Source organism: Variovorax sp. 10N412 (assembly GCF_056394985.1).
This window is the reverse complement of record NZ_JBFTIO010000003.1, coordinates 259300-285750: the sequence shown is the minus strand read 5'-3', so window position 1 is coordinate 285750 and position 26451 is coordinate 259300. Positions and strand designations below refer to the sequence as shown.

Genomic DNA, 26451 nt, shown 5'->3' with positions numbered 1-26451 from the left:
CGGGCTGCTCGGCATGGACGCGGACGTCATCGTCATCGGCGCCGGCATCGTCGGCGCGGCCTGCGCGCAGGCGCTGGCGCAAAAGGGCGCGCGCGTGCTGGTGCTCGATGCGCGCCTGGGCGGCGCCACCGGCGCGGGCATGGGCCACCTCGTGGTGATGGACGACAACGCGGCCGAGCTGGCGCTGAGCCGCGATTCGGTGGCGCGCTGGCGCGCGCTGGCCCCGCGCATGGGCGAAGACTGCGCGTACAGCCCCTGCGGCACGCTGTGGATCGCCGCCAACGACGAAGAGATGGCCGAGGCCGAGCGCAAGCGGCAGCGGCTGGGTGCGCACGGCATCGACAGCCGCCTGCTCAGTGGGCGCGAACTGGCAAGCGCCGAACCCGCGCTGCGCCAGGGCCTCGCGGGCGCGCTCGAAGTGCCGGGCGACGGCATTCTCTATGCGCCGAATGCGGCGCGCTGGATGCTCGCCCAGGAAGCGAAATCGGTCCGCATCGAGCACGCCAGGGTCGAGGCCATCGAAGACAACGGCACGCTGCGCCTGGCCGACGGCAACCGCCGCAGTGCGCCGCGGGTGGTGCTGGCCAACGGCATGCAGGCGACGGCGCTGTGCCCGGAACTGCCGATACGCCCCAAGAAGGGCCACCTGCTCATCACCGACCGGTACCCGGGCACGGTGCACCACCAGCTCGTCGAGCTCGGCTACGTCACCAGCGCGCACCACAGCGACGGCGACTCGGTGGCCTTCAACGTGCAGCCGCGGCCGACGGGGCAACTGCTGGTCGGCTCGTCGCGCCAGTTCGACACGACGGACCCGGCCGTCGAGGCGCCGATGCTGGCGCGCATGCTGCAGCGCACGCTCGAATACCTGCCGGGCCTCGCGAACCTGAACGCGGTGCGCGCATGGACCGGCCTGCGCGCCGCATCGCCCGACGGCCTGCCGCTGCTGGGCAGGCACCCTTGGCGCGAGAGGCTCTGGCTCGCCGTCGGGCACGAAGGCCTGGGCGTGACCACCGCGCCGGGCAGCGCGCATCTGCTGGCCGCACTGATGACCGGCACGACGCCCGATGTCGACGCGGCGCCGTATGCGCCGCGCGGTCTGCGGGAAATGACATGAGCGGTCACACCCTGCTGCACATCGACGGCCATCTCGTGCGCGTGAAGGCGGGCAGCTCTGTCGCCGCCGCGCTGTGCGTGGCCGGCGGCATGGGCGTGGCGCGGACCTCGGTCACCGGCCAGCCGCGCGCGCCGTTCTGCGGCATGGGCGTGTGCCAGGAATGCCGCGTGTGGGTCGACGGCCGGCGCAGGCTGGCGTGCCAGACGGTGTGCGCCGAAGGCATGCGCGTGGAGACCACGGAATGAGCGGCATCGCTGGCGAACACTGCGATGTGCTGGTCGTCGGCGCGGGCCCGGCCGGCATGGCTGCGGCGGTGGCGGCTGCGAAGAGCGGCGCATCGGTCGTCGTCATCGACGACAACCCCGCGCCCGGCGGTCAGATCTGGCGCGACGGCCCCGGTGCGGCGCTGCCGCCTGCCGCGCGCCGATGGCGCGATGCGCTCGCGCGCCACGCCAACATCCGCGTGCGCAGCGGCACGCGCGTCGTGGCCGTGCCCGCCGCCCATGAACTGCTGCTGGAGGACGCCGAGGGCGCCGCGCGCATGCGGTGGAAGAAGCTCATCCTCTGCACCGGCGCGCGCGAGCTGCTGCTGCCCTTCCCCGGCTGGACGCTGCCCGGCGTCACGGGCGCGGGCGGTCTGCAGGCGCTCGTCAAGGCGGGCATGCCGGTGGAGGGCGAGCGCATCGTCATCGCGGGCAGCGGGCCCTTGCTGCTGGCCGCCGCGGCGACGGCGCGCGCGGCCGGTGCGAAGGTGCTGCGCATCGCCGAGCAGGCCTCGTTCGCATCGGTCGCGCGCTTCGGTGCCGGCCTTGTGCGCTGGCCCGGCAAGGCGGCGCAGGCCGTGACGCTGGTCAACGCGCAGTACCGCACCGCGTCGCGCATCGTGTCGGTGCAGGGCACGGCGCAGGTCGAATCGGTCCGGCTCAGGCAGGGCGGCCGCGAGGCCGAGATCGCCTGCGACCGCGTGGCCTGCGGCTTCGGCCTCGTGCCGAACACGCAGCTGGGCCAGCTGCTCGGCTGCGCGCTCGGCGCACAAGGCGCACAAGGCGCACAAGGCGCACAGGGCCTGTCGGTCGATGCATTGCAGGCCACGGGCGTCGCGGACATCTACGCCGCCGGCGAGTGCACGGGCTTCGGCGGCAGCGAACGCGCGCTGGCCCAGGGCCGCATCGCGGGCCATGCGGCCGTCGGCAACGAAGCCGAAGCCAAGGCACACCAGCGCGAACGCGCCAGCTGGGATGCCTTTGCCGCGCAGCTGCACCGCAGCTTCGCGCTGGCACCGGACCTGCGCGCGATGCCCCGGCCCGACACGCTCGTGTGCCGCTGCGAAGACGTGCCGCTGTCCGCGCTCTCGGCAAGCACCGGCTGGACCGACGCCAAGCTGCACCGCCGCTGCGGCATGGGCGCCTGCCAGGGCCGCGTCTGCGGCGATGCGGGGCAGTTCCTCTTCGGCTGGGCGCCCCCGGTGCCGCGCCCGCCCTTGTCGCCGGTCCGCATCGCGACACTGGCCGCGCTCCCTGGGCCGGGCGACCCTCGACAATGACGCCGCCGCATCCGCAGAACCACCCCATGGCCGCCCCGACCCCCGACTCCCGCCCTCTTCCCAAGCGCCGTGCCGCCGACGTGGCCTACGACGCCATCGAGGCGCTGCTGTCGACCCTGCAGATCCAGCCCGGCAGCCAGGTCGTGGAGGCCGAACTGGCCGAGCGCACGGGCCTGGGCCGCACGCCGGTGCGCGAGGCGCTGATGCGCATGGTGTCCATCGGGCTCATCGTGCAGCAGCCGCGCCGCGGCCTGCTGGTGTCGGCGATCGACCTGGCCGACCACCTCGACGTGATCCAGACCCGGCGCGTGCTCGAACGGCTGGTGGCCGCCTGCTCGGCGCGCCGCGCCACCGCGCTGCAGCGCGAGCAGATCGTGCAGTGCGCGCAGGCCATGGTCGAGGCCGCGGACCGCGGCGACCTGACCGACTACATGCGCGCCGACCACGCGCTCGACCTCGTCAACCACCAGGCCAGCCACAACGACTCGGCGGTGCAGGCGGTGGTGCCGCTGATCGTGCAGTGCCGGCGCTTCTGGTACGCCTACCAGCATGAGGGCGAGATCGTCGAAGGGGCCCACGCGCACCTCGAACTGGCGCAGGGCATTGCCACCGGCGACGAAGCCGCCGCCGTCGCGGGCGCCGAACGGCTGATGGACTACCTCGAGGTCTTCGCGCGCAAGATCATCGACAAGTAGGCCCTGCGGGCCCTGTCCGTACCCCGGGGAATTCCGCGTGTGCCGCCTGGGCTGCGCGCGCATACTGAAACGCATGGCCGCCGCCCCACGTGCCCAACCCGAAGACTTCTTCACCGCCGACGAATGGCGCGCGCTCACCGCGCGTTCGTCGTGGAAGGGGCTGTGGCTGGTGGCGCATTGCTGGGGCACCATCGGCGCGGCGATGCTCGTGGGCATCGTGTGGCCGTGGACCGTGCCGCTCATGGTGCCGATCGTGGGCGCGCGGCAGCTGGGCCTGTTCATCCTCATGCACGACGCGGCGCATGCGGGGCTGCACCGCCACCGCAAGGTGAACGACTGGGTCGGCCACTGGCTGTGCTCGTCGTCGCTGCGCGACTACCGGCCCTATCACCTGCAGCACCACCGCTTCGTGCAGCAGACCGAGGACCCCGACCTCGTGCTGTCGGCGCCCTTCCCGATCGCGCGCGCCTCGATGTGGCGCAAGGTGGCGCGCGACCTGAGCGGGCAAACGTTCTACAAGCAGCGCTTCGGGCACATCGCACAGGGCATCCGCGAACGGGCGCCGGGTGAATCGGCGCTGAAGGCGTTCGGCCGGGAGCTTGCGAAGGACAGGCGCTTCCTCCTCGCCAACGGCCTCGGCTTCCTGGCCTTCGCGCTGGCGGGCTACGGGTGGGCATGGCTGCTGATGTGGCTGCTGCCGATGGCCACCTGGCTGCCGCTGGTGAGCCGCGTGCGCAACATCGCCGAGCATGCGCTGGTCGCGCAGAACGAATCCGACCCGCTGCGCCAGGCCCGCACCACGCATGCCGGCTGGCTCGAGCGCCTGCTGGTGGCGCCCTACTGGGTCAACTACCACTGCGAGCACCACATGTTCACCAGCCTGCCGTGCTGGGCGCTGCCGAAGGCGCACCGCCTGCTGCAACGTCAGGGCGCGACTGTGCGGATGGAGGTGCAGCCTGGGTACCTGAGCCTGCTGAAGCGGGCCACGTCGCCGTCGGCTCAGCCGGCCTGACGCGACGGAGGCGGTACCCGCAGGCCCGGTCAGTCTTCGCTCGGCGCGGGTTCCGGCTCGGGCTCTTGCCAGCCCGGCCAGCCCAGCAGCTCGGCCAGCCGCTGCACGATCCACGTGGCCTCGGCCGCGGACACGCCCGACTCGGCCGTCGCCAGCCCGGCGTGGATGCGCCGCAGGATCTCGCTCTCGACGGGCACCTCGGTGTGGTGCTGGATCTGCGCGTGGCCCACCAGGTGGCTGGCGAGGTCCTCGCAGATCTCGTAGCGCGCGCGCACCACGGCGATCGGCTCGCTCAGGCGCTGGCGCGCGTCGCTGTACACCGCGAAGAACGAGGGCGGAATGAAGATCTGGTTGTCGTCGGACATGGCGGTTTTTTCAGAGGCCCCAATGACAAAACGCGCCCAGGGGCGCGTTCGTCGTGGCCCGTGGGAGCCATGGGTGCTGGATCAGCCGCCCTTCTTGGGACGCTTGCCGGGGTTCTTCTTGCTGCGCGTTGCGGTGCCGCGTTCGAGGCTGACCTTCTGGCCGCCACCGGAGCGAGGCGCGGTGTAGCCGGGCAGCGGCGTCGGCTTGGGGGTGGCAACGCGTTCGGCTTCGGTACGGAATGTCTTGGGCATGAAAAGCTCGGGTAAAAAGTAATGAATGTTCGAGGCGCAATTAGGCCACATTCAAGGATTTCACATGCCAATAACCGAAACAGCCGGCGGTGTCGAGGGGCCGCGCTTCGTTTCGGGGTCGCTGCTGCGCCACGTCTGCGTCATGGCGGGCACCGGCGCCGTCGGCCTGATCGCGGTGTTCGCGGTCGACCTGATCAACCTGTTCTACATCTCGCTGCTCGGCGAGAAGGAGACGGCCGCCGCCGTCGGCTTCGCGGGCGTGGTGGGCTTCTTTCATGCGTCGCTGTGCATCGGGTTGACCATCGGCATCGCGGCGGTGGTGTCGCGCACGGTGGGCGCGGGCCGCCCGGCCGATGCGCGGCGCATCGGCACGTCGAGCCTGGTGCTGATGGCGGTGCTGTCGGTGGCGGTGGGCTCGGGCACGGCCTTCTTCCTGCACCCGGCCCTGCAGGCGCTGGGGGCCCAGGGCGAGACCGCGCGGCTGGCGCAGCGCTACCTGTCGGTGACGGTGCACACGCTGCCGCTGCTGGGCATCGGCATGGCCTGCTCGGCGCTGCTGCGTTCGGTCGGCGACGCGCGCCGTTCGATGACGGTGACGCTCGCGGCCGCCTTCGTGACGGCGGTGCTCGACCCGATATTGATCTTCGGCTTCGGCCTGGGGCTCGACGGCGCGGCCATCAGCGCGGTGGTCTCGCGCCTGGTGCTGGCGGCCATCGGGCTGCACGGCGTGATGGTCACGCACCGCATGCTGGGGCGCTTCGAAGCGTCGCGCCTGGGCGGCGATGCGCGTGCGCTCGGCACGGTGGCCGGGCCCGCGGTGCTGACCAACCTGGCCACGCCCGTGGGCGCGGCCTTCGTCACGCACGCGGTGGCGCAGTTCGGCCCCTCGGCGGTGGCGGGCGCGGCCACCATCGACCGGCTCACGCCGGTGGCCTTCGGGCTGGTCTATGCGCTGAGCGGCGCGGTCGGGCCCATCCTGGCGCAGAACCTGGGCGCGGGGCAGTACCGGCGCGTGCAGGAGGGCTTGCGCGACAGCCTGCTGTTCATGGTGGCGTCGGTGGCCGCGGCGTGGCTGGTGCTGGCGCTGAGCCAGGGCCTGCTGATCCGCGCGTTCTCGGCCGAAGGCCTGGCGGCGGAGCTGATCTCGCTGTTCTGCAGCTGGCTGGCGCCGAGCTTCTTCTTCGCGGGCGGGCTGTTCGTGGCGAATGCGTCGTTCAACAACCTGGGGCATCCGCTGCTGTCGACCGCGTTCAACTGGGGGCGCGCCACGATGGGGACGATTCCGTTCGCCTGGTGGGGCTCGCACCACGGCGCGGCCGGCGTCTTGGTCGGGCAGGCGGTGGGCTCGTCGCTGTTCGGGTTGTTCGCCGTGGTGGTGGCGTTCCGGCTGGCCGCGAAGCTGGCGCGGCAGCAAGCGCCCGATTCGGGGCCTGTGCTGGTGCTCGACGCGCCGGTGGCGCCGACCTCGGCGCACGGGGAGGCTGCGGCGCTCGCCACGCCGCAGCCTGGGGCGCTTACTGGTCTTGGCCCAGGTCCTGCAGCGTCAGCAGCCGAACCCTGACCGACTTGCCCTTCACGCGTCCGCTCGAGAGCTTGCGCACGGCTTCCTCGGCAATGGCGCGGTCGACTGCCACATAGGTCGAGAACTCGTTGACGTTGATCTTGCCGACCTGGTCCTTCGCGTAGCCGCAGTCGCCCGTCAGCGCGCCCAGCACGTCGCCGGCGCGGATCTTTTCCTTGCGCCCGCCCACGATCTGCAGCGTCGCCATGGGCGGCTTCATCGGCTCGCCCTTGCCCGGCGTGAGCTCGGCCAGGTCGTGCCACTCCGATTCGCGGCCCTGCAGCTGCTCGATCTTTCCGACGTGGCCCATCTCGTTCATGCTGGCCAGATTGAGCGCCAGGCCTTCCGAGCCGCCCTGCTGGCCCACGCGGCCGGTGCGCCCGACGCGGTGGATGTGGATTTCGGAGTCGGGCGTCACGTCGACGTTGATCACCGCTTCGAGCTGCGAGATGTCCAGGCCGCGCGCGGCCACGTCGGTGGCCACCAGCACGGAGCAGCTGCGGTTGGAGAACTGCACCAGCACCTGGTCGCGCTCGCGCTGCTCCAGCTCGCCGAACAGCGCCAGCGCGCTGAAGCCCTGGGCCTGCAGCACCTCGACCAGGTCGCGGCACTGCTGCTTGGTGTTGCAGAAGGCCAGCGTGCTTACGGGGCGGAAGTGGTCGAGCAGCAGGCTCACGGTGTGCAGCCGTTCGCTGTCCTTGACCTGGTACCAGCGCTGGCGGATCTTGCTGCCTTCATGCTGCGCCTGCACGGTGATCTGCTCGGGGTTCTTCATGAACTGCTGCGCGAGCTTGGCGATGCCTTCGGGGTAGGTGGCCGAGAACAGCAATGTCTGGCGTTCCTTCGGGCACTGGCGCGCGACCTTCACGATGTCTTCGAAGAAGCCCATGTCCAGCATGCGGTCGGCTTCGTCGAGCACCAGCGTGTTGAGCGCCGACAGGTCGAGGTTGCCGCGCTCCAGGTGGTCCATCAGCCGCCCGGGCGTGCCGACCACGATGTGGGCGCCGTGCTCCAGGCTGGCGATCTGCCCGCGCAGCGCGACGCCGCCGCACAGCGTGACGACCTTGATGTTCTCCTCCGCGCGCGCCAGGCGGCGGATTTCGGTCGTGACCTGATCGGCCAGTTCGCGCGTGGGGCACAGCACCATCGCCTGCACGGCGAAGCGGCGCGGGTTCAGGTTGGAAAGCAGCGCCAGGGCGAAGGCGGCGGTCTTGCCGCTGCCGGTCTTGGCCTGGGCGATCAGGTCCTTGCCGAGCAGCGCCGGCGGCAGGCTGGCGGCCTGGATCGGCGTCATCTGCGTGTAGCCGAGCTGCGTGAGGTTGGCCAGCATCTGGGGCGAGAGCGCCAGCGTGGCGAAGCCGTGGTCGGCAGTGGCCTGGGCTTGCGGGCCGCCGGCTGGGGGAGTGGGTGTGGTCATCGTTCAGCAGCCGTGGTCCATGAAAGACAAAAAGCCTTGCCGGCGCCCTTCGCGGGGCGCCGCAAGGCCTTTCGTGCGTCGCGGATCAGCGGCGGGGGGAGTTGTTGCCGCCGGAGGTCGGCGGCGGGCCGCGACGTTCCAGGTGACGGAAGGTGATACGGCCCTTGGTCAGGTCGTAGGGCGAGAGCTCGAGCGACACCTTGTCGCCCGCCAGGATGCGGATGTGGTGCTTGCGCATCTTGCCGCCGCTGTAGGCGATCAGTTGATGGCCGTTGTCCAGCGTGACGCGGTAGCGCGAATCGGGCAGCACTTCGGTCACTGCGCCGTTCATTTCGATCAGTTCTTCCTTGGGCATGGGTGATTACCTCTGAATCGTTCGATGTGTGTTGGAGATGGAATTCGGCGTGATTGTTTCAGCCTGCGCAGGGCAGCGCGAGCGGGGCGTTGCGGGGGGCGCGTTCGCTCACCCAGCCCAGGCCCTGGTCGATGGCGTAGCCCGCGGCGGCGGCGTGGCTGGCAAAGCGCGGCGTGAAACGCATCACGCGGTCGTGCATGCCGCTGCCGTGGCCGGAGCGGATCGAGACGGAGGCGGCGTAGTTGCCGTCGTCCTGGTGTCGAATGAGCGGGGAAACAAGGTACTTGCCCACCGCGATACTGTGTTGAATGATGTCCATGAAGCCTTGGCACAGCGCGCAGATGTGGAACGCGAAATGCCTGAAAAATGATTGAAAACGGGCGTGGGCCTGCCAGAACGGCGCGGCGGACGCGCTATTCGCTTCAACATGAACGAAGGCAGTGGTGGCAATCATGGGCGCCCGGTCTGGCGCTCCAACACACTGTGCAAGCCGGCTTGGGAATGAGAGGCCTGAAGATCCAAGGGACGATGCAGGTCAGCCGGCGGTATTGACGAAATTCTTCGTCGTGGTATCGAAACGAACCCGACATTATAGCTTGCGGGGCGTGACGGCTGCTTGTCTTAATAACAACGATCCTGTGAAAAAGGCTCTGAACGACCGCTGACCAAGCGCTGTTAGCTATCAAAAGCATAGCGTCGCAGTCGAGGCACAGGCCTTGAGTACCCTGTGCGCCACCCTAAGCGCCACCCTAAGTGCCACCCTGCGAGCCACCCGCAGGCGTTCGAGCGCACGCTTTGCCGAAGCGCTCCTACAGCCGTGCGCAGCGCCGGTGCGCTCAATCGCGCCATGAACACGATCACGATGCTCGCCACCGCCCCCGTTCGCTACGACCCCGCCGTGGAGACCTTCCACGACGACGAGGCCCAGACGCAGACGGAACTTGTCGCAACCCTCGTCGACATGGAGAAGACCATGGCCGACCACACCGGCCATGCCATGCGCGCCGTGCACGCCAAGAGCCACGGCCTGCTGCGTGGCGAGTTGCGCGTGCTCGACGGCCTGCCCGAGCCGCTGGCTCAGGGCCTCTTCGCGGCGGCGCGCCGCTTCCCGGTGGTGATGCGGCTGTCGACGCCGCCGGCGGAAGTGCTCGACGACCGCGTCTCGCTGCCGCGCGGCATGGCCGTGAAGGTGCTCGACGTGGAGGGGGCGCGCGTCGACGGCTCCGAAGACCAGCGCACGCAGGACTTTCTCTTCGTCGACGGCCCGGTCTTCGCTGCGCCTGATGCCAAGGGCTTCCTGCGCAGCCTGAAGCTGCTCGCCAGCACCACCGACAAGGCGCCCAACGCCAAGCGGGTGCTGTCCAGCGTGCTGCAGGGCGTGGAGAAAGCGGTCGAGGCGGTCGGTGGCAAGAGCGGCACGCTCATCGCCATGGGCGGTCACCCGGAGACGCATCCGCTCGGTGCCACCTTCTTCACGCAGGTGCCGATGCGCTACGGCAACTACATCGCCAAGCTGCAGCTGGTGCCGGTGTCGCCCGCGCTGCAGGCGCTGGAGAACGCGCCCATCGACCTGACCGACAAGCCCGACGGCACGCGCGAGGCCGTCGCCGACTTCATGCGCCAGCAGCCGGCGGTGTGGGAACTGCGCGTGCAACTGTGCGTGGACCTCGAGCGCATGCCCATCGAAGACGCCTCGGTCGAGTGGTCTCAAGAGCTCAGCCCGTTCATTGCGGTCGCGCGCATCACCGCCGATCCGCAGGAGGTCTGGAGCGAGGCGCTGGCGCGCGAGTTCGACGACGGCATGGCCTTCAATCCCTGGCATGCGCTGGCCGCACATCGCCCGCTGGGCAACGTGATGCGCGCGCGCAAGGTGGCGTATGCGGCGTCTTCCAGCTTCCGCAGCGAGCGCAACGGTTGCCCGATGCACCGCTGAGGTCTGGCAACCGCTTCAGCCGATGCCCAGCATCCGCTGGTTCGCCGCCACATCGACTCCGCCCGCCGCGAAGTCGTCGAACGCCCGGTCCGCCACGCGGATGATGTGATCGGCGATGAACGTGGCGCCTTCGCGCGCCCCGTCTTCCGGATGCTTGATGCAGCATTCCCACTCCAGCACCGCCCAGCCCGGAAAGTCGTACTGCGCCATCTTCGAGAAGATGGCCTTGAAGTTCACCTGCCCGTCGCCCAGCGAACGGAATCGCCCAGCGCGGTTGATCCAGCTCTGGAAGCCGCCGTACACGCCCTGCTTGCCGCTGGGGTTGAACTCGGCGTCCTTCACGTGAAAGATCTTGATGCGCTCGTGGTAATGGTCGATGTAGGCCAGGTAGTCGAGCTGCTGCAGCAGGAAATGGCTCGGGTCGTACAGCAGGCAGGCGCGCGGGTGGTTGTTCACGCGCTCCAGGAACATCTCGTAGCTCACGCCGTCGTGCAGGTCTTCGCCGGGGTGAATCTCGTAGCCCACGTCCACGCCCGCGGCGTCGAAGGCGTCGAGGATCGGACGCCAGCGGCGCGCCAGTTCGTCGAAGGCTTCCTCGATGAGCCCCGGCGGGCGCGGCGGCCACGAGTACAGGTACGGCCAGGCCAGCGCGCCCGAGAAGGTCGCATGCGCCGTGAGGCCGAGGTTGGCGGACGCCTTCGCCGCGAAGTGCAACTGCTCCACGGCCCACTGCTGGCGCCGCACCGGGTCGCCGCGCACCTCGGGCGCCGCGAAGCCGTCGAAGCCCGCGTCGTAGGCCGGGTGCACCGCCACCAGCTGGCCCTGCAGATGGGTCGACAGTTCAGTGATCTGCAACCCGTGCGCAGCGAGCGTGCCCGTCACCTCGTCGCAGTAGGTCTGGCTCTGCGCGGCCTTCTTCAGGTCGAACAGGCGTGCGTCCCAGCTGGGAATCTGCACACCCTTGTAGCCGAGGCCGGCCGCCCATTTGGCGATGCCGTCGAGCGTGTTGAACGGAGCGGTGTCTCCGGCAAACTGGGCCAGAAAAATGGCGGGGCCCTGGATGGTTTTCATCGGCTTGTCTTCCTTATGCGTTGGGGCAGCGTTGAAAGCATACTTGGCGTGTCGTCCGACCCCGTGCGAGAGGCCAAAGAGCCACAATGGATTTTCCTTTTCGCACCCCTCGTCCGGTTCGCACCGTCGACAGTCCCGCGATGACACAACCTGTTTCCGCCCGGCTCAAGATCGGCCTGTCCGCCTGCTTCTCGCACGCCGACCCGGCCCGCTCGCTCTTCACCAACAAGACGCTGCAGTACGTCGAGCAATCGATCGCGCACTGGCTCATGTCCGCCGGCGCCATGGTGGTGATGGTGCCCTGCCCCACCGGCGAGACCGCGCGCGGCGACACCAAGCTGTCGCACTACGCCGAATGGCTCGACGGCGTGGTGATGCACGGCGGCGCCGACGTGTGGCCCGGCAGCTACGGCGAGGTGCCGCTCAAGGATGCGTGGATCGGCGACCAGATCCGCGACCTCTACGACCTGGCGCTGGTCGAGGCCTTCGAGCAGGCCGGCAAGCCCATCTTCGGCGTGTGCCGCGGGCTGCAGCTCATCAACGTGGCCTTCGGCGGCACGCTCTACCAGGACATCGAGGCGCAGCACGACGGCGGGCTGCGCCACCGCGACCCGGTGACCTACGACCAGAACTTCCACCAGATCGAGGTGGTGGAGGGCACGCGCCTGTCCAAGCTGTTTCCCGACATAAAGACGGCGCGCGTCAACAGCATCCACCACCAGGGGGTGAAGGACATCGCGCCCGGCTTCGACATCGAGGCCTGGAGCCTGCCCGACCGCGTGCCCGAGGCCATCCGCCGCCGGCCGGACCGGGGCCGCAGCTACATCGCCGCCACCCAGTGGCACCCTGAGTTCCACAAGTACGGCAGCAACGAGACGGTCGACGACACGCCCATCCTGCACGACTTCCTGTGGGCCTGCGCCACCGCCAAGGTCGCGCCGCGCTCGTCGCTTCGCTCCAACACCGGCAAGATCCGCGACCGCGCGGCGCGGATGCTGCAGCGCGCGCTGCTCAGGCGCTGACAGCGCCGCTTCGCCCTTCGCCGTCTCAGTGCCAGGCGGCGAGCACCAGCGCGCCCGGGTCGCTGGTGCCGGCGCTGATGCCCGTCACCGCGCCCCAGTCGGGGTCGAAGCGGCTGGACACGAACGCGGCCGAGGCCTGCGCGCTCGCGTGTTCCAGCATCAGGCAAGCCTGCGTCGAGAGCACCAGCCGCTGCGTGAAGCGGCGGGCCTGGCGCTCCAGGTCCTGCGGCGGCAGCTGCACCATCCGGCGCACGGCCTGCAGTTCGGCCAGCAGGCGCGGCTCGCCGGCCGCAATGCCCTGCAGCTGGTCGAGCACCAGGTGCACGTCGTCGGGATTGCGCGAGACGGCGCGCAGCACATCGAGGCACATCACGTTGCCCGAGCCTTCCCAGATCGAGTTGACCGGCGCCTCGCGGAACAGGCGGCCCATCGGCGCGTCTTCCACGTAGCCGTTGCCGCCGAACACTTCCATGGCTTCGCCGGTGAGTGCCACCGCGCGCTTGCAGTTCCAGAACTTGGCCGCGGGCGTGAGCAGGCGGCGCCAGGCCGTGTCGATCGGCGCTGCGGAGCCGAAGCGCGAGGCCAGGCCCATCGCCAGCAGCGTGGCGCCTTCGGACTCCAGCGCCATGTCGCCCAGCAGCTCGGTCATCACCGGCTGGTCGACCAGCGCCTTGCCGAAGGCGTAGCGGTTGCGCGTGTAGTGCAGCGCCTGCGCGAAGGCCTGGCGCATGAAGCCGGCGCTGGACAGCGCGCAATCGAGCCGGGTGACGGTCGCCATCTCGATGATGGTCGGGATGCCGCGGCCCTCGTCGCCCACCCGCACGCCCCAGGCCTCCTTGAATTCCACCTCGCTGCTGGCGTTGGAGCGGTTGCCCACCTTGTCCTTCAGGCGCTGGATGTGAACGGGGTTCCTGCTGCCGTCGGGCCGCCAGCGCGGCACGAAGAAGCACGAGGCGCCGTGCTCGTCGGTCCTGGCCAGCACCAGGTGGCCGTCGCACATCGGCGCCGAGAAGAACCACTTGTGGCCGGTGATGAGAAATTCCTCGCCCCATGGGCCGCTGCCGGCCGGCACCGCGCGCGTGGTGTTGCTGCGCACGTCGCTGCCGCCCTGCTTCTCGGTCATGCCCATGCCGACGGTCATCGAGGCCTTGCCCTCGAGCGGGATGTCGCGCGGGTCGTGTTCGTTGGAGGCAAGCTTGTCGCGCACGGCCGCGTACAGCGCCGCGTTGCGCTGCATCACCGGGATGCAGGCCTTGGTCATGGTGGTCGGGCAGGTCGAGCCCGACTCGATCTGGCTGTGCATGTACAGCGACGCGCCGTAGCCCACCCAGGCCGAGGGCCGCTCGTCGAAGAACGGCAGGTTGGCGATGCCGTTGCGCCGCGCGATGGTCATCATGGTGTGCCAGGCGGGGTGGAACTCCACCTGGTCGATGCGCTCGCCGATGCGCGAGTGCGTGTGCAGCTCGGGCTCGTGGCGGTTGGCGTTCTCGGCGGCGCGCAGCGTGGCTTCGGCGCCGTACTCCGCGCCCTGGCGCACCAGTTCGGCGTCGCGCCATTCGGCGCCGCCACGCGCCACCGCGCCGCGCAGCGCGGGGTCGCTGGTGTAGACGTTGTAGTCCTTGAGTTCGGGAACCTGGTTGTCGGGGTGGATGCCGGTGGCGGTGGTCATGGGTGTCTCCTTGTGTCGGCTGTATCGGAGAAGAAGCTCCGGAAAGGTTCAGGCGGCGCCCTTTCGCGCAAGGCCACTGCAGAATCCGTTCGATGGGTTCGAAAATTCTAGGAACAACACGCCCGCAGGGTGTTCGGGTTCGGTGCGCATGACAAGCCCTCGCGCCGCGGCCGCCGCCCCGAGGAGAAAGCCGCGCCAGTCCCGCGCGCGCCACACCTCGCAGGCGCTGCAGGAGGCCTTTGTTCGGCTTTGGGTCGAGAAGGGCTACGCGGCAGTCACCATCCGCGAGATCGCGGCCGTGGCCGGCACGGGGCTCGGCAGCTTCTACGAGTACTTCGAGAACAAGGACGACCTCGCGCGCGTGTGCCTGCACCTGCGCTCCAAGGCGCTGCTGCTGGGCATGCGCGCGGCGATCGCCGCGCATGCGGGCCGGCCGCTGCGCGAGATCGTGGACGCGGTGATCGATGCGCAGCTCGACGCCCACCGCGAGCAGCCGCTGGCCTGGGGCGCGCACTACCTGCTGGAGCGCCATCTCTCCAGCCCCGAGGCCTACCGAAAGATGTACGACCGCTTCGTGGGCGAGTGGGTGGGTGCGCTCGACGCCGCCGGCGACCTGGCGGCCGACGGCTGCAGGAAAGGCATCGAGAAGAAGGAGATGGCCCGCGTGTGCCAGACCCTCCTCTACGGCCTGGTGGCGCACACGTACATCGGCACCGGCGGGCGGCCCGACCTGCAGGCGCTGTCACGGCAGCTGCGTGGCGCGTTGCACGGCTACCTGGCCGGCGTGGCCTGAGCGGCCGGGCGTGTCAGCGCGACTTGTTCGTCGTGTTGCTCACGCCGGCGTCGATGGTGCCGAACACCGTGATGCCGCTGCCGCCGGTCGCGCCCGATGCGTTCGCGCCGCTGCCGGCCGACCCCGTGCCCGCGCAGCCCGACACCAGCGCGCCCACGGCGATCACGAACACGGCAGCAATGAATGGCTTCACAGAAAACTCCAAAAGGGGGTGGGTGGACGCGAGCGGTTCACTATAGGCCGGACGGCGGCCCGCCCCGCCGGCAACAAGCCTGCCGGGGGCAGGGTTGTTGCAGCCGGGCCCGGCCGCATCGCCGTCAGCGCGGGTCCGTGGCCAGCAGCATCTCGACCATCGACTGCAGGTGCGCCTGCAGCCGTGCCGCGCCGGCTTCGTCCAGCGCCAGCGTGGCCTCGTCCATATAGAGCTTGCGGTTGATCTCCACCTGGATGCTGTGCCGGTTCGCCGCCGGGTTGCCGTTGCGGCGCACCAGTTCCACGCCCTTGTAGGGGTGGTTGTAGTCCACGCTGTAGCCCAGGCCGCGCAGGTGCTCGCAGATCTTGCGCGACAGCGCCGGGTCGGCCGTGCTGCCGTCGCGGTCGCCGATCACGAAGTCGGCATGCGCCAGCCCCGGAAAGTCGGTCGCGTGGCTGGCCGCGATGGCCGGCATCGAGTGGCAGTTGATGTGGATGGCGTAGCCGTGGCGCGCATGCGCCTCGTCCACCGCCTGCGCCACGGCCGCGTGGTACGGGCGCCAGCAGCTGTCGATGCGCCGGCGCACCTCGTCGACCGGCAACTGCCGGTCGTAGATCGGCAGGCCCTCGTCGGTCAGCTTCCAGATCAGGCCCTTGCCCAGGCGCACCTTCGACAGCACGCGCGGGTCGGTGGAGACCGGGTCGGTCCATTCGCCGTCGAGCATCGTGGTGTCGATCTCGGTCGTGTCGCGGTTGGCGTCGAGGTAGCTGCGCGGAAAGTGCGCCTCCACCCAGGCCGCGCCCAGGTCGGGCGCGAAGGCGTAGAGCTTCTCCACGTGCGTGTCCTCGGCCCGGCGCAGCGTCGCGAGTTCGCGCACCGTGCCGAAGTCCTCGGGGTAGACGGTGCCGCTGTGCGGGGAGTCCAGCACCAGCGGCGTGTGCCCGGCGACGCTGGTCACCTGGGCGCGGTTTTGGATCAGTTTCAGGACTGGATGCATAGGCAGGTGCGGCTCAGTCCAGTCGGACGCGCGCGAATTCGGCCACCTTCTTCATCTTGTCGATCTCGCTGGCGATCTGCTTGGTGAACTGGGCCGGCGTGGTGCCCGAGGCGTACAGGCCCTGCAGCGCGAGGCGCTCGCGCACCGAGGCGTCCTTCAGCGCGGTGGCCACGGCCTGCTGCATGCGCAGCACCAGGTCGGCCGGCGTGCCGGCGGGCGCGATCATGCCGAACCACGACGGGTCGTTGTTCGCCGGGTAGCCGAGCTCGCCGTAGGTCGGCACGTCGGGCAGCACGTCGAGGCGGCCGGTCCAGGACACGGCCAGCGCCTTCAGCTTGCCCGACTTCACGTGCGGCAGCGACGAGGCCACCTGGTCGAAGTACACCGGCACTTCGCCCGCGAGCACGTCGTTGATGGCCGGGCCCGCACCGCGGTAGGGGATGTGCACCATCGAGGTTCCGGTGCTGCTCTTGAACAGCTCGCCCCACATGTGGCCGATGGTGCCGTTGCCCGGCGAGGCGTACGACACCTTGCCCGGGTTGGCCTTCAGGTACTTCACCAGTTCGGCGAAGTTGGCGACCGGCAGCTTGGCGGGGTTGATGACGATCACGCCCGGCGCCTTGACGATCTCGGTCACGGCGGTGAAACCCTTGATCGGGTCGTACGGCAGCTTCTGGTACACGGCCGGGTTCACGCCGTGCGTGGACAGCGTGGCAATGCCGAAGCTCAGGCCGTCCGGCGTGGCGCGGGCCAGCTCGGCCATGCCGATGGAGCCGCCGGCGCCGGCGCGGTTGTCGATGACCACGGGCTGCTGCAGGATCTTGGCAATGGGCTCGCCGAGCACGCGGGCCGTGATGTCGGTGGCGCCGCCGGGCGGGAAGGGCACGACCAGACGGATCGGCTTGCCTTGGGCAAAGGATATTCCTGGAAGGATAGAAGCGGCAGCCAGCGTGGAAATGAAATGACGACGTTGCATGGGGTGTATTCCAATGTGCATTGAGGGTGAAGAAGCGATTTGCCACCTCACTTGAAGCAAAGGATATACCCGCTAATATTCCGATTCGGAATGTTTTAATCGCGATCCTTCAAGGTCCTTGCCATGTCGCTGCGCCGTCTCAACCCTCCCCTGAATCTGCTGCGCGCCTTTTCGACCGTGGTGCGCTTCGGCGGCGTCTCGCGAGCGGCCGAAGCGCTGCACCTCACGCAGGGCGCCGTCAGCAAGCAGGTGCAGGAGCTCGAGCGCTGGATCGGCGCGCCGCTGTTCGAGCGCAGCCGCAAGCGCCTGGCACTCACGCCCGCCGGCGAGCGCTACGAGAAGGCGGTGCGCGCCACGCTCGCGCAGCTGGAGGCGGCCACGCTGGAACTCATCACCAGCGGCGACGGCGGTGGCGCGCTGCACCTGTCGACCCTGCCCACCTTCGGCGCCAAGTGGCTGATTCCGCGGCTGCCCGATTTCCAGCGCCTGCATCCGCAGATCACGCTGCATTTCGTGCCCTTCGTGCACGGCTACGACTTCGAACGGCCCGAACTCGACTGCGCCATTCTTTTCGGCGACGGCCACTGGCCCGGCGCTCGTTCGCACTACCTCGCCGGACAGGACGTGGCGCTGATCGCACCGCGCGCGGCGCAGGCCGAGGTGGTCATCCGCTCGCCGCAGGACGTGGCGCGCTGCACGCTGCTGCGCCACGTGACGGTGCCGCAGTCGTGGCTGCAATGGAGCGAGGCGCACGGCGTGCGCGGGCTCGACCCGCTCGCCGGCCCGCAGTTCGACCAGTTCCAGACCATGATCCGCGCCGTGATGGTGGGCATGGGCGTGGCGCTGGTGCCGCGCTGCCTGGTGCAGGACGAGATCGCCTCGGGGCTGGTGGACGAGCCGCTGCCCGGCGGCGGCTACCGCGGCGGCCAGGGCTACTGGTTCTGCTACCCCGAAGGGCGGGGCCAGTTGGCCACGCTCGACCATTTCCGCAGCTGGCTGCTGGCCGAGGTCGACCGGGGCAAGGACGCGTTGACCGCCGCGCCGGCGTGACGGCGTGACAGCGGCAAGGTGCGGCAGGACGCGGCAAGGGGCCCGCGCCCTGCCCTTGTCGTGGTTACTCGGGCTTGGCGCCCGAGGCCTTCACCGCCGCACCCCAGACCCCGATCTCGCTCGCCACGAAGCGGTCGAACTCGGCCGGCGTCGTGGGGGCGGGCTCGGAGCCGCGCTCGCGGATGAAGCGCGCCATCTGCTCGCCCTTCAGGATGTCGGTCACCTCGTGGTTCAGGCGCTCGACGATGTCCGCCGGCGTGCCGCGCGGCGCCATCAGGCCGAGCCAGCCCACGGCCTCGAAATTCGCGGTGCCCGGCACGCCGGTCTCGCGCACCGCGGGCACCTCGGGCAGCTGCGACGAGCGCGTGGCCGAGGTCACGGCCAGCGCCACCGCCTTGCCCGACTTGATGTGCGGCAGCGCGGCCGTCACCGAATCGATCATCAACGGTACCTGGTTGCCCAGGAAGTCCGACTGCGCCGGCCCGCTGCCGCGGTAGGGAATGTGCGTGATGAACACATGCGCCGCCGCCTTGTACATCTCGCCCGACAGGTGCTGCGTGCCACCGATGCCGGCGCTCGCATAGCTCAGGCGCCCGGGCTCGGCCTTGGCGCGCGCGGTCAGGTCGGCCAGCGTGCGCATGCCGCTCTCGGGCGTGGCCAGGAACACCAGCGGCACCTTGGCGACCAGCGAGATGCCGACCAGGTCCTTTCTGGGGTCGAAGCCCGGCTTGGCGTAGAGCGTCTGGTTCACCGCCATCGCGCTGCCCGCCACCACCAGCGTGTAGCCGTCGGGCGCCGAACGCACCACGAACTCGGTGCCGATGTTGCTGCCGGCGCCGGCCTTGTTGTCGATGATCACCGGCTGGCCCAACCGCTTGCCGAGCTGCTCGGCCACCGCGCGGGCGAAGATGTCGGTGGCCTGCCCGGGCGGGAAGGGCACCACGAGCTTGATCGGCCTGTCGGGCCAGGCGGCGGCCTGCGCCGCGCCCGTGGCGGCCAGCAGCATCGCGGCCGCGGCCAGGGTGGCGAAGTGACGGCGCTGCATGCGGCTCACAGCGCCGAGAGGTGCTTGCCCACGATGCCCGCGAGTTCGAACATCGTGACCTGGTCCTTGCCGAACACCGGCTTCAACTTGGCGTCGGCATTGATCGCGCGCTTGTTGGTCGCGTCCTGCAGGCCGTTGGCCTTGATGTAGTCCCACAGCTTCTTGATGACCTCGGTGCGCGCCACCGGATCGGCGCCGATCACCGCGGCCAGCGAGTCGCTGGGCTTGAGGCCCGCGCCCGGCTTGCGGGGTGCCGCAGCCTTCTTCGCGGCCGGTGCCTTCTTGGCCGCGGGCGTCTTCTTGGCGGCCACCTTCTTGGCGGCCGCGGTCTTGGCCGCCGGCTTGCCGAAGGTCTTGCGCGGCGGGAACTTGCTGCCGCCCTCGCGCGGCGCGAACTCGAAGGTCACCTTGCCCTCTTCGGCGTTCCACGTCAGGAAGGCCTTGAAGGCACGGCGCGTGCGCATGCTCACGAACTTGTCGAGCAGGTCGGTCTTGCCGGTGGCGAGCAGCTTTTCCATCTGCGCGCGCTCCACCGGCTGCTGCAGGATGATCTTGCCGGTCTTGAAGGTGCAGCTCGGCGTGGGCTGCGCGTTGGTGGGCACCGACTTTTCGCACACATAGTTGCTGCCGTGCTCGAACACCGGCGCGCCGCACACCGGGCACGGGCCCACGGTGTCCTGCTCGCTGAAGTCGACGATCTCGCCGCTCTCGGCGTTCTTGTCGTCGCCGAAGTCGAACTCCAGCTTCCAGTTCTTCGCCTCCTCGTCGTACTTGATGACGATCTCGGAGGTGAAGGGCCAGCCGGCCTTGGAGCGGAAGCCGTCGATCGGGCCGATGTGCTTGTCGCGCAGCAGCGCCTCGGCCTCGGCCACCTCGAAGGTGCGCCCGGCCGGCGACTTGCCGAACGAGAAGCCGCAGGCGTCCTCGCCCGTGCCGCTCTTGCCGGTGCAGGCATAGCGGCGGTAGTTTTCCTTCACCACGCCGCCGCAATTGGGGCACGGCGTCTGCAGCGTCGAGTAGTCGCCCGGCACGGTGTCGCGGTCGTACTCCTTGGCCTTCTTGACGATGTGCTCGGTCATCGCGGCGATCTCGCGCATGAAGGCGTCGCGGCTGAGCGCGCCCTTCTCCATCTGCGCGAGCTTGTATTCCCACTCGCCCGTGAGCTCGGCCTTGGAGAGCTCTTCCACGCCCAGGCCGCGCAGCAGCGTCATGAGCTGGAACGCCTTGGCCGTGGGAATGAGCTCGCGGCCTTCGCGCAGCATGTATTTCTCGGCGATCAGGCCTTCGATGGTGGCCGCGCGCGTGGCGGGCGTGCCCAGGCCCTTCTCCTGCATGGCTTCGCGCAGTTCGTCGTCGTCGATGGTCTTGCCCGCGCCTTCCATGGCGCCGAGCAGCGTGGCTTCGGAATAGCGCGCGGGTGGGCGTGTCTTCAGGCCCTTGATGTCGGCCGATTCGGTCTGCACGATCTCGCCCGGCTTCACCGGCACGAGGCGCTTGCCGTCCTTGTCGTCTTCCTTCTCGTCGTCCTGGGCTTCCTTGCCGTAGATCGCGAGCCAGCCCGGCTTGACCAGCACCTTGCCGTCGGTGCGGAACGGGTACTTCTTGCCGCCCTGCTCCACCGTGCTGATGCGCGTGGTCACCTGGTGCTCGGCGCTCGGGAAGAACACCGACATGAAGCGGCGCACCACGAAGTCGTAGAGCTTCTGCTCGGCGTCGCTCAGGCCGCTGGGGGCCTGCAGGGTGGGGATGATGGCAAAGTGATCCGACACCTTGGCGTTGTCGAAGATGCGCTTGTTGGGCTTGACGTAGTTGCCGTCGACCGCCTGCTTGGCGAACGGCGCCAGGTGCTTCATGCCGCTGTCGGCGATCATGGCCATGGTGTCCTTGACCACCGGCAGATAGTCCTCCGGCAGCGCACGCGAATCGGTACGCGGGTAGGTCAGCGCCTTGTGGCGTTCGTACAGGCTCTGCGCCAGCGCGAGCGTGGTCTTGGCGCTGAAGCCGAAGCGGCCGTTGGCCTCGCGCTGCAGCGAGGTCAGGTCGAACAGGCCCGGCGAAGCCTGCGTGGTGGGCTTGCTTTCTTCGGTGACCGTGGCGGGCTTGCCGCGCGCGGCGTTGGCGATGGCCAGCGCTTCCTGCTCGTTCCACACGCGGTCCGCGCGCTGCTCGGGGTCGGGCTCGCCGTTGGCCTGCAGCGGCGCGTTGGCCTTCTTCCAGTCGGGGTTGAACCACTTGCCGGGGTACGCGCCGGCCTCGGCGGCGAAGCTGCCGTGCACTTCCCAATAGTTGCGCGAGACGAACTTGCGGATCTGCTCCTCGCGCTCCACGACGACGGACAAGGTCGGCGTCTGCACGCGGCCCACGGTCGTGAGGAAGAAACCGCCGTCGCGCGAATTGAACGCGGTCATGGCGCGCGTGCCGTTGATGCCCACCAGCCAGTCGGCCTCGGAGCGCGAGCGCGCGGCGTCGGCCAGGCCCTGCATCTGCTTTTCGGTGCGAAGCGCATCGAAGCCCTCGCGGATGGCCTGCGGCGTCATCGACTGCAGCCACAGGCGCTTGACCGGCTTGTTCAGCCCGGTCTTGCCGCCGGCGTACTGCTCGATCAGGCGGAAGATCAGCTCGCCCTCGCGGCCCGCGTCGCAGGCGTTGATGAGCTGCGTCACGTCCTTGCGCTTGGCCTGCTTGACCACCGCGTTCAGGCGCGTCTTCGTCTTGTCGACCGGCTTGAGGTCGAAGTGCGGCGGAATCACGGGGAGGTTGGCAAAGCTCCACTTGCCCCGCTTCACGTCGAACTCCTCGGGCGCCTGGATTTCGACCAGGTGACCGACGGCGCTGGTCACGACGTAGCTGTCGTTCTCGAAGTGCTCGTCATGTTTGTCGAATTTGCCGGCCACCGGCGTGAGGGCACGGACGATGTCCTGTGCCACCGACGGCTTTTCTGCGATTACCAACGTCTTTGTCATCTAAGGGCTCTCTATACTGTGCGGCTTCCCGCGTGCGCACGCGTACACGCGCATGTGTGCACATTCAAACTAACAGACTTCGGCAATGCCTTCCAAAACCCCCATTTCCGGCGGCCGCCGAATTCAGATGCGCCGCTCCGATGTCCACGGCAACGGCGTCTTCGCCGTGCAGGACCTGGCCGAAGGCGAAACGCTGATCGAATACAAGGGCGAAGTCATCAACTGGAAGGAGGCGCTGCGCCGCCATCCGCACGACCCCGCCCAGCCGAACCACACGTTCTACTTCCACATCGATGACGGGCGTGTGATCGACGGCAACGTCAAGGGCAACGACGCACGCTGGATCAACCACTCGTGCGAACCGAACTGCGAGGCCGACGAAGTCGATGGGCGCGTTTATATCAAGGCGCTGCGCAACATTGCTGCAGGCGAAGAGCTCAATTACGACTACGGCCTGATCATCGACGAGCCGTACACGCCCAAGCTGCTGTCGGAGTTTCCTTGCTGGTGCGGCTCCGAAGAGTGCCGCGGCACGCTCTTGACACCCAAGGATGAGGACGAGGAAAAGAAAAAGAAGAAGAAAGCCAAGAAGAAGGCTGAAAAGAAGAAGGCCGAGAAGAAGGAAGCCAAGAAGGCCGACAAGAAAGCCGACAAGAAGGCTGAGAAAAAAGACGGGAAAAAGAAGTCCGAAAAGGACAAGTCCGACAAGGGCTGAGCATGGGCAACACCACGGCTGCCTGGCACGAGGACCGGATCGCCGCTGCGGTGGCGCCGCTGCTGCCCGGGTTCGCGGTCGAGGCCGTGGCCGAGATCGATTCCACCAACACCGAGCTCATGCGCCGCGCGCGCGCCGGCCGCGTCGAGCCGGTGCTGCTGGTGGCCGAGCACCAGACCGCGGGCCGCGGCCGCCTTGGCCGCGCCTGGCAGAGCGAGCAACAGAGCCGGGAGCAGACGTCGCTCCTGTTCTCGCTTGGCCTGCCTCTCGCACCGGCCGACTGGTCGGGCCTGTCGCTTGCCGTGGGCGTCAGCGTGGCCGAAAGCCTCGACCCGTCGGGCGAGCACGGGATCGGCCTCAAGTGGCCCAACGACATCTGGGTGAACGACCGCAAGCTGGTCGGCATCCTCATCGAAACCGCAATGCCGCACGCCGGCAGACCCGGTGCGCAGCGCTACGTGGTGATCGGCATCGGCATCAACATCGGCCCGCGCGAAGCCGACGGCATGCGCACGCCGCCCGCGTGGCTGCGCCAGTGGCGTCCCGACGCCAGCGCACCCGAAGTGCTGGGCGAACTGGCCGAGCCGCTGGTGCGCAGCGTGCGCGAGTTCGAGGCCCGCGGCTTCGCCCCCTTCGCCGAACGTTTTGCCGCGCGCGACGTGCTGCGCGGGCGCGAGGTGGTGCTCAGCGACGGCACCGCCGGCCTGTGCGAAGGCGTGGCCTGGGGCGGTGAGCTGCAGGTGCGCACCGACGCCGGCCTGCAGCTGATCTCCAGCGACGAAGTGAGCGTGCGCCCTCGCGGCATGGCCTTCTGACCGGCATGAAGCTGCGCGCGCTGCTCGTCGTCTTGCTGCTGGCCAACGCCGGCTACTTCCTGTGGACGCGCGGCGATCTCGCAGGCTTCGGCCTGGCGCCCGCGAGCCTCTACGAACGCGAGCCGCAGCGTGTTGCGCGCCAGATCCACCCCGAGTGGCTGCAGATCCGCAAGGACGTCAAGCCGGCCGCGGCCGCGACCGCATCGACACCCGCGCCCGCCTCGGCGCCAGCCCCGGCGCCCTCGCCCTGACGCCAGCCCAAGCGCCCTCGCCCTGACGCCGCGGCTCAAGGCGCCGCTTCGCCCTCGAAGCGCACCGTGAACAGCGCCCCCGGCGGATGCTTGCCCGGATGCGCATCCTCCAGCTTCACCCGCGCACGGTGCTGGTTGGCAATTTCCCGCACGATCGGCAACCCCAGCCCCGAGCCGTCGGCCTCGTTGCCGAGCACGCGGTAGAACGGCTCGAACACCAGCTCGCGGTCGGTCTCGGCGATGCCCGGGCCGTTGTCCTCCACCTGCAGCAGCTGCACATGGCCGAAGGGGTCGGCCAGCACGCGCACGGTGATCAGGCCGGGGCGCTCGGGCGTCGAGGGCGTGTAGTTGATCGCGTTGTCCACCAGGTTGCGCACCAGCTCCTTCAGCAGCGTGACGTTGCCGTCGAACACCACGCCGGGCGCGCCGGCCTCCGCGCCGTCGTAGCCCAGGTCGATGCGCTTCTCGATCGCGCGCGGCACGGCCTCGCGCACCACCTCGATGGTGAGCCGCGCCAGGTCGCAGGGCTGGTGGTGCGCGTGGGCGCTGTTGCCTTCGGCGCGCGCCAGCGACAGCAACTGATTCACCGTGTGCGTGGCGCGCTTGCTGGCGCGGCCGATCTGCTTGAGCGACTGCTTCAGTTCGTCGGCATTGGCGCCTTCGCGCTGCGCCAGGTCGGCCTGCATGCGCAGGCCCGCCAGCGGCGTCTTCAACTGGTGCGCCGCGTCGGCCAGAAAGCGCTTCTGCGTGCCGATGGAGTCGTTGAGCTTGTCGAGCAGCTCGTTCACCGACGACACCAGCGGCACCACCTCCAGCGGCACCGACGATTCGTCCAGCGGGCTCAGGTCGCCCGGGCGCCGCTCGCGGATGCGCGCCTCCACCACCGACAGCGGCTTGATGCCGCGCACCAGCGCCAGCCAGATCAACAGCACCGCCAGCGGCAATATCGCGAACTGCGGCAGCAGCACGCCCTTGATGATCTCGGCCGCCAGCACCGACTGCTTCTCGCGCGTCTCGGCCAGCTGCAGCAGCGTGGGCGGCACGTCGTCGCTGCCGCTGGCGATCCACAGCGAGGCCACGCGCACCTCCTTGCCGTGCAGGGCGCTGTTGTGCAGGAAGACCTGGCCGGGCGGCAGCGGCTCGTCCAGGCCGGGCATCGGAAGTTCGCGATCGCCGCTGAGCAGCGTGTCATGACCATCGAGCAGCTGGTAGTACACGTGGCCGGCGTTGTCGGCGCGAAGGATCTCGCGCGCGGGCTGCGAAAGCACGAACTGCGTCTGCCCGTCCTTCACCGTCACCAGTTCGGCCAGCGCCTTGACGTTGTGCTCGAGCGCGCGGTCGAACGGTGCGTTGGCGATGCCCTGTGCCACCAGCCAGGTGACGCCGATGCTCACGGGCACGAGCAGCAGCAGCGGGGTGAGCATCCAGTCGAGGATTTCGCCGAAAAGAGAACGCTGGGCGCGCTGAAAGAGCTTCAAGGGGCTTCCTGACTGGACGAAACAACGCTGACGCGCATGAGCGAAGGTGCCGATCCGCAAGGGCTGCGTGCCGTTGAGGAGGGCGACCGGTTGTAGCTTCGGTGCGAAGTTTCCGCAATGCAAAAGTACCAGGGCGCACCGACACGCAGGTGCACGCGCCCGCATCGCTCGTGATCCGCTCGAAGGGCGGCGCGAATGTGTTCGCACCGCCGGTGCCTGCAGTTCGAAGGGGGAAGCCTCACTCGAACTTCGAGAAGTAGTCCGAAAAAAACGCGACCGCTGCGGATATTTTTGCGGAATTGTCGGCGCGCTCGGAATAGACGGCCCAGATATTGGCCGGCTGCGAATAGGCCGGAAGCACCTGAATCAGCTGGCCAGTGCGGATATGGGGATTCAAATCCCATACCGACCGCAGCACGATGCCGTGGCCTTCAATAGCCCAGGCAACCGCTATCTCACCGTGATTCGTCGAGAGTTTTCCTTTGACCTTGACGCATTCTTCTCCGGCTGCACCACAAAGACGCCAGATCCCGAATGGGTGGTCGCGCTCCTTGATGATCAGGCATTTATGGAGCTCCAATTCCGCAAGGGAAGCGGGCGCGCCAAATTTTTTCAGATAGGACGGTGAGGCGCAGAGAATTCTGTGATTGCTTCCAAGGCGCTTCGCAATAAGTTGCGGAGAAATTTCGTCGCCAATTCTGATGTCGAGGTCGAAGCCCTGCTCCGCCAGATCCACAAGGTGGCTGAAGACTTCGAACCGAACGCTCAGAAGCGGATATCTGTCCATCAGCGATGAAATTGCGGGCCCTACGTGATTTCGGCCAAACCCGAAGCTGCTGCAGATGCGAATCGGGCCGCGAGGCTGCTGTTTGTGATCCGATATTTCCTCATACAGGAGGTTCACGTCGTTCAGTATTTTCTCGGCCCATCGATAGACGCGCTCCCCTGTCTGCGTGATGGCCACCACGCGCGTGGTCCGTGCAAAAAGCCTGCAATTCAAGATTTCCTCGAGGATGCGGATCCTCTTGCTGATGTAGGCGGGCGACGTACCCATTTCATTTGCCGCAAGAGAAAAACCGCCTTTTCGAACCACGGCGACAAACACCCTCAAATCTTCGGGTGTCGGCAGATTGTTCATGAAGTGTGCACATTGAAAAAACCAA

At 68.7% G+C, this 26451-nt stretch carries 27 protein-coding genes; 13 read left to right on the top strand and 14 right to left on the bottom strand.

All coding sequences use genetic code 11. From position 1 onward, the window contains the following. Nucleotides 1-13 precede the first annotated feature (13 nt). The 5 genes from AC1DJH_RS10655 (at nt 14) to AC1DJH_RS10635 (ending at nt 4367) form a co-directional block, all read left to right on the top strand. Nucleotides 14-1117, top strand: a complete 1104-nt coding sequence (locus tag AC1DJH_RS10655) for an NAD(P)/FAD-dependent oxidoreductase (protein WP_478185660.1) — start codon at nt 14-16, stop codon at nt 1115-1117. Further along, complete coding sequence (locus AC1DJH_RS10650; protein ID WP_435486708.1) at nt 1114-1362, top strand: (2Fe-2S)-binding protein; 249 nt, start codon at nt 1114-1116, stop codon at nt 1360-1362. Before AC1DJH_RS10655 ends, AC1DJH_RS10650 begins: the two co-directional genes overlap by 4 nt. Next, nucleotides 1359-2660 (top strand): FAD-dependent oxidoreductase, encoded by a 1302-nt coding sequence (locus AC1DJH_RS10645; RefSeq protein WP_478185659.1) that lies wholly within the window; start codon nt 1359-1361, stop codon nt 2658-2660. The genes AC1DJH_RS10650 and AC1DJH_RS10645 overlap by 4 nt, the downstream gene beginning before the upstream one ends. 26 nt (nt 2661-2686) lie before the next feature. Next, the gene (locus tag AC1DJH_RS10640; RefSeq protein WP_472113034.1) at nt 2687-3355 is read left to right on the top strand and encodes a GntR family transcriptional regulator; all 669 of its coding nucleotides are present in this window, start codon (nt 2687-2689) and stop codon (nt 3353-3355) included. Nucleotides 3356-3428: 73 nt separating this feature from the next. Continuing rightward, a complete protein-coding gene (locus AC1DJH_RS10635; RefSeq protein WP_478185658.1) occupies nt 3429-4367 on the top strand; it encodes a fatty acid desaturase family protein in 939 nt (312 codons plus the stop codon). A 29-nt stretch (nt 4368-4396) separates the two neighbouring features. On the opposite strand, the gene AC1DJH_RS10630 is transcribed toward AC1DJH_RS10635, so the two are convergent. Together AC1DJH_RS10630 and AC1DJH_RS10625 are read right to left on the bottom strand one after the other, a co-directional pair. Next, nucleotides 4397-4732 (bottom strand): hypothetical protein, encoded by a 336-nt coding sequence (locus AC1DJH_RS10630; RefSeq protein WP_472113028.1) that lies wholly within the window; start codon nt 4730-4732, stop codon nt 4397-4399. An 81-nt stretch (nt 4733-4813) separates the two neighbouring features. After that, entirely contained in the window at nt 4814-4984 is a 171-nt protein-coding gene (locus tag AC1DJH_RS10625) for a hypothetical protein (protein WP_165840364.1), read from the bottom strand. 64 nt (nt 4985-5048) lie between these two features. On the opposite strand from AC1DJH_RS10625, the gene AC1DJH_RS10620 reads away from it, so the two are divergent. Then, nucleotides 5049-6545 (top strand): MATE family efflux transporter, encoded by a 1497-nt coding sequence (locus tag AC1DJH_RS10620; protein WP_478185657.1) that lies wholly within the window; start codon nt 5049-5051, stop codon nt 6543-6545. Here the strand turns inward: AC1DJH_RS10620 and dbpA are convergent. The 3 genes from dbpA to AC1DJH_RS10605 all read right to left on the bottom strand — a co-directional run bounded on the left by dbpA (nt 6499) and on the right by AC1DJH_RS10605 (nt 8636). After that, nucleotides 6499-7962, bottom strand: coding sequence for an ATP-dependent RNA helicase DbpA (gene dbpA, locus AC1DJH_RS10615; RefSeq protein WP_478185656.1), 1464 nt, complete (start codon nt 7960-7962; stop codon nt 6499-6501). The two genes, AC1DJH_RS10620 and dbpA, sit on opposite strands and share 47 nt — an antisense overlap. An 85-nt stretch (nt 7963-8047) precedes the next feature. After that, nucleotides 8048-8317: a translation initiation factor IF-1 gene (gene infA / locus AC1DJH_RS10610; protein ID WP_013544282.1), complete on the bottom strand. Its 270-nt coding sequence runs from the start codon at nt 8315-8317 to the stop codon at nt 8048-8050. 58 nt (nt 8318-8375) lie between these two features. Beyond that, nucleotides 8376-8636: a hypothetical protein gene (locus AC1DJH_RS10605; RefSeq protein WP_472113020.1), complete on the bottom strand. Its 261-nt coding sequence runs from the start codon at nt 8634-8636 to the stop codon at nt 8376-8378. Between the two features lie 528 nt (nt 8637-9164). Here AC1DJH_RS10605 and AC1DJH_RS10600 point away from each other — a divergent pair. Then, nucleotides 9165-10250, top strand: a complete 1086-nt coding sequence (locus AC1DJH_RS10600; RefSeq protein WP_472113017.1) for a catalase family protein — start codon at nt 9165-9167, stop codon at nt 10248-10250. 15 nt (nt 10251-10265) lie between these two features. Here the strand turns inward: AC1DJH_RS10600 and AC1DJH_RS10595 are convergent, their stop codons facing one another. Continuing rightward, a complete protein-coding gene (locus AC1DJH_RS10595) occupies nt 10266-11321 on the bottom strand; it encodes a sugar phosphate isomerase/epimerase family protein (protein ID WP_478185655.1) in 1056 nt (351 codons plus the stop codon). A 140-nt stretch (nt 11322-11461) separates the two neighbouring features. Between AC1DJH_RS10595 and AC1DJH_RS10590 the strand changes: the two genes are divergently transcribed. Beyond that, nucleotides 11462-12343, top strand: a complete 882-nt coding sequence (locus tag AC1DJH_RS10590; protein ID WP_435486717.1) for a gamma-glutamyl-gamma-aminobutyrate hydrolase family protein — start codon at nt 11462-11464, stop codon at nt 12341-12343. A 25-nt stretch (nt 12344-12368) separates the two neighbouring features. On the opposite strand, the gene AC1DJH_RS10585 is transcribed toward AC1DJH_RS10590, so the two are convergent. Further along, on the bottom strand, nt 12369-14012 hold the full coding sequence (locus tag AC1DJH_RS10585) for an acyl-CoA dehydrogenase family protein (protein ID WP_478185654.1): 1644 nt from the start codon (nt 14010-14012) through the stop codon (nt 12369-12371). A gap of 148 nt (nt 14013-14160) precedes the next feature. Between AC1DJH_RS10585 and AC1DJH_RS10580 the strand changes: the two genes are divergently transcribed. After that, on the top strand, nt 14161-14805 hold the full coding sequence (locus AC1DJH_RS10580; protein ID WP_478185653.1) for a TetR/AcrR family transcriptional regulator: 645 nt from the start codon (nt 14161-14163) through the stop codon (nt 14803-14805). 13 nt (nt 14806-14818) lie between these two features. On the opposite strand, the gene AC1DJH_RS10575 is transcribed toward AC1DJH_RS10580, so the two are convergent. From AC1DJH_RS10575 to AC1DJH_RS10565, 3 genes are all read right to left on the bottom strand, one after another. Next, nucleotides 14819-14998, bottom strand: a complete 180-nt coding sequence (locus tag AC1DJH_RS10575; protein ID WP_478185652.1) for a hypothetical protein — start codon at nt 14996-14998, stop codon at nt 14819-14821. Nucleotides 14999-15122: 124 nt separating this feature from the next. Next, nucleotides 15123-15995 (bottom strand): N-formylglutamate amidohydrolase, encoded by an 873-nt coding sequence (locus AC1DJH_RS10570; protein WP_478185651.1) that lies wholly within the window; start codon nt 15993-15995, stop codon nt 15123-15125. Nucleotides 15996-16008: 13 nt separating this feature from the next. Beyond that, nucleotides 16009-16971 carry a tripartite tricarboxylate transporter substrate binding protein BugE gene (locus AC1DJH_RS10565; protein WP_478185650.1) on the bottom strand — a complete coding sequence of 321 codons (963 nt, stop codon included), beginning with the start codon at nt 16969-16971 and terminating at the stop codon, nt 16009-16011. A 123-nt stretch (nt 16972-17094) separates the two neighbouring features. Here AC1DJH_RS10565 and AC1DJH_RS10560 point away from each other — a divergent pair, with 123 nt between their 5' ends. Next, nucleotides 17095-18021, top strand: coding sequence for a LysR substrate-binding domain-containing protein (locus AC1DJH_RS10560; protein ID WP_435486723.1), 927 nt, complete (start codon nt 17095-17097; stop codon nt 18019-18021). A gap of 64 nt (nt 18022-18085) precedes the next feature. Here AC1DJH_RS10560 and AC1DJH_RS10555 read toward each other — a convergent pair whose 3' ends face one another. Both AC1DJH_RS10555 and AC1DJH_RS10550 read right to left on the bottom strand, forming a co-directional pair. After that, the gene (locus AC1DJH_RS10555; RefSeq protein WP_478185649.1) at nt 18086-19066 is read right to left on the bottom strand and encodes a tripartite tricarboxylate transporter substrate binding protein; all 981 of its coding nucleotides are present in this window, start codon (nt 19064-19066) and stop codon (nt 18086-18088) included. Between the two features lie 5 nt (nt 19067-19071). Further along, complete coding sequence (locus AC1DJH_RS10550; protein WP_478185648.1) at nt 19072-22029, bottom strand: DNA topoisomerase III; 2958 nt, start codon at nt 22027-22029, stop codon at nt 19072-19074. An 85-nt stretch (nt 22030-22114) separates the two neighbouring features. Here AC1DJH_RS10550 and AC1DJH_RS10545 point away from each other — a divergent pair, with 85 nt between their 5' ends. Genes AC1DJH_RS10545 through AC1DJH_RS10535 form a run of 3 tightly spaced genes read left to right on the top strand, consistent with a single transcriptional unit; the run spans nt 22115 to nt 23810 of the window. After that, complete coding sequence (locus AC1DJH_RS10545; protein ID WP_478185647.1) at nt 22115-22744, top strand: SET domain-containing protein; 630 nt, start codon at nt 22115-22117, stop codon at nt 22742-22744. A 2-nt stretch (nt 22745-22746) separates the two neighbouring features. Beyond that, nucleotides 22747-23559 (top strand): biotin--[acetyl-CoA-carboxylase] ligase, encoded by an 813-nt coding sequence (locus AC1DJH_RS10540; protein WP_478185646.1) that lies wholly within the window; start codon nt 22747-22749, stop codon nt 23557-23559. Nucleotides 23560-23564: 5 nt separating this feature from the next. Further along, nucleotides 23565-23810, top strand: coding sequence for a sporulation protein (locus AC1DJH_RS10535; RefSeq protein WP_478185645.1), 246 nt, complete (start codon nt 23565-23567; stop codon nt 23808-23810). A 35-nt stretch (nt 23811-23845) separates the two neighbouring features. Here AC1DJH_RS10535 and AC1DJH_RS10530 read toward each other — a convergent pair whose 3' ends face one another. Both AC1DJH_RS10530 and AC1DJH_RS10525 read right to left on the bottom strand, forming a co-directional pair. Continuing rightward, nucleotides 23846-25288: a sensor histidine kinase N-terminal domain-containing protein gene (locus AC1DJH_RS10530; protein WP_472112979.1), complete on the bottom strand. Its 1443-nt coding sequence runs from the start codon at nt 25286-25288 to the stop codon at nt 23846-23848. 238 nt (nt 25289-25526) lie between these two features. Beyond that, nucleotides 25527-26426, bottom strand: a complete 900-nt coding sequence (locus AC1DJH_RS10525; protein WP_478185644.1) for a LysR substrate-binding domain-containing protein — start codon at nt 26424-26426, stop codon at nt 25527-25529. Between the last annotated feature and the right edge of the window lie 25 nt (nt 26427-26451).

Bases quoted from the DNA above. Each gene is read 5' to 3' on its own strand.
- AC1DJH_RS10655 (WP_478185660.1), top strand. From the start codon at position 14: ATGGACGCGGACGTCATCGTCATCGGCGCCGGCATCGTCGGCGCGGCC.
- AC1DJH_RS10650 (WP_435486708.1), top strand. From the start codon at position 1,114: ATGAGCGGTCACACCCTGCTGCACATCGACGGCCATCTCGTGCGCGTG.
- AC1DJH_RS10645 (WP_478185659.1), top strand. From the start codon at position 1,359: ATGAGCGGCATCGCTGGCGAACACTGCGATGTGCTGGTCGTCGGCGCG.
- AC1DJH_RS10640 (WP_472113034.1), top strand. From the start codon at position 2,687: ATGGCCGCCCCGACCCCCGACTCCCGCCCTCTTCCCAAGCGCCGTGCC.
- AC1DJH_RS10635 (WP_478185658.1), top strand. From the start codon at position 3,429: ATGGCCGCCGCCCCACGTGCCCAACCCGAAGACTTCTTCACCGCCGAC.
- AC1DJH_RS10630 (WP_472113028.1), bottom strand. From the start codon at position 4,732: ATGTCCGACGACAACCAGATCTTCATTCCGCCCTCGTTCTTCGCGGTG.
- AC1DJH_RS10625 (WP_165840364.1), bottom strand. From the start codon at position 4,984: ATGCCCAAGACATTCCGTACCGAAGCCGAACGCGTTGCCACCCCCAAG.
- AC1DJH_RS10620 (WP_478185657.1), top strand. From the start codon at position 5,049: ATGCCAATAACCGAAACAGCCGGCGGTGTCGAGGGGCCGCGCTTCGTT.
- dbpA (WP_478185656.1), bottom strand. From the start codon at position 7,962: ATGACCACACCCACTCCCCCAGCCGGCGGCCCGCAAGCCCAGGCCACT.
- infA (WP_013544282.1), bottom strand. From the start codon at position 8,317: ATGCCCAAGGAAGAACTGATCGAAATGAACGGCGCAGTGACCGAAGTG.
- AC1DJH_RS10605 (WP_472113020.1), bottom strand. From the start codon at position 8,636: ATGGACATCATTCAACACAGTATCGCGGTGGGCAAGTACCTTGTTTCC.
- AC1DJH_RS10600 (WP_472113017.1), top strand. From the start codon at position 9,165: ATGAACACGATCACGATGCTCGCCACCGCCCCCGTTCGCTACGACCCC.
- AC1DJH_RS10595 (WP_478185655.1), bottom strand. From the start codon at position 11,321: ATGAAAACCATCCAGGGCCCCGCCATTTTTCTGGCCCAGTTTGCCGGA.
- AC1DJH_RS10590 (WP_435486717.1), top strand. From the start codon at position 11,462: ATGACACAACCTGTTTCCGCCCGGCTCAAGATCGGCCTGTCCGCCTGC.
- AC1DJH_RS10585 (WP_478185654.1), bottom strand. From the start codon at position 14,012: ATGACCACCGCCACCGGCATCCACCCCGACAACCAGGTTCCCGAACTC.
- AC1DJH_RS10580 (WP_478185653.1), top strand. From the start codon at position 14,161: ATGACAAGCCCTCGCGCCGCGGCCGCCGCCCCGAGGAGAAAGCCGCGC.
- AC1DJH_RS10570 (WP_478185651.1), bottom strand. From the start codon at position 15,995: ATGCATCCAGTCCTGAAACTGATCCAAAACCGCGCCCAGGTGACCAGC.
- AC1DJH_RS10565 (WP_478185650.1), bottom strand. From the start codon at position 16,971: ATGCAACGTCGTCATTTCATTTCCACGCTGGCTGCCGCTTCTATCCTT.
- AC1DJH_RS10560 (WP_435486723.1), top strand. From the start codon at position 17,095: ATGTCGCTGCGCCGTCTCAACCCTCCCCTGAATCTGCTGCGCGCCTTT.
- AC1DJH_RS10555 (WP_478185649.1), bottom strand. From the start codon at position 19,066: ATGCAGCGCCGTCACTTCGCCACCCTGGCCGCGGCCGCGATGCTGCTG.
- AC1DJH_RS10550 (WP_478185648.1), bottom strand. From the start codon at position 22,029: ATGACAAAGACGTTGGTAATCGCAGAAAAGCCGTCGGTGGCACAGGAC.
- AC1DJH_RS10545 (WP_478185647.1), top strand. From the start codon at position 22,115: ATGCCTTCCAAAACCCCCATTTCCGGCGGCCGCCGAATTCAGATGCGC.
- AC1DJH_RS10540 (WP_478185646.1), top strand. From the start codon at position 22,747: ATGGGCAACACCACGGCTGCCTGGCACGAGGACCGGATCGCCGCTGCG.
- AC1DJH_RS10535 (WP_478185645.1), top strand. From the start codon at position 23,565: ATGAAGCTGCGCGCGCTGCTCGTCGTCTTGCTGCTGGCCAACGCCGGC.
- AC1DJH_RS10525 (WP_478185644.1), bottom strand. From the start codon at position 26,426: ATGAACAATCTGCCGACACCCGAAGATTTGAGGGTGTTTGTCGCCGTG.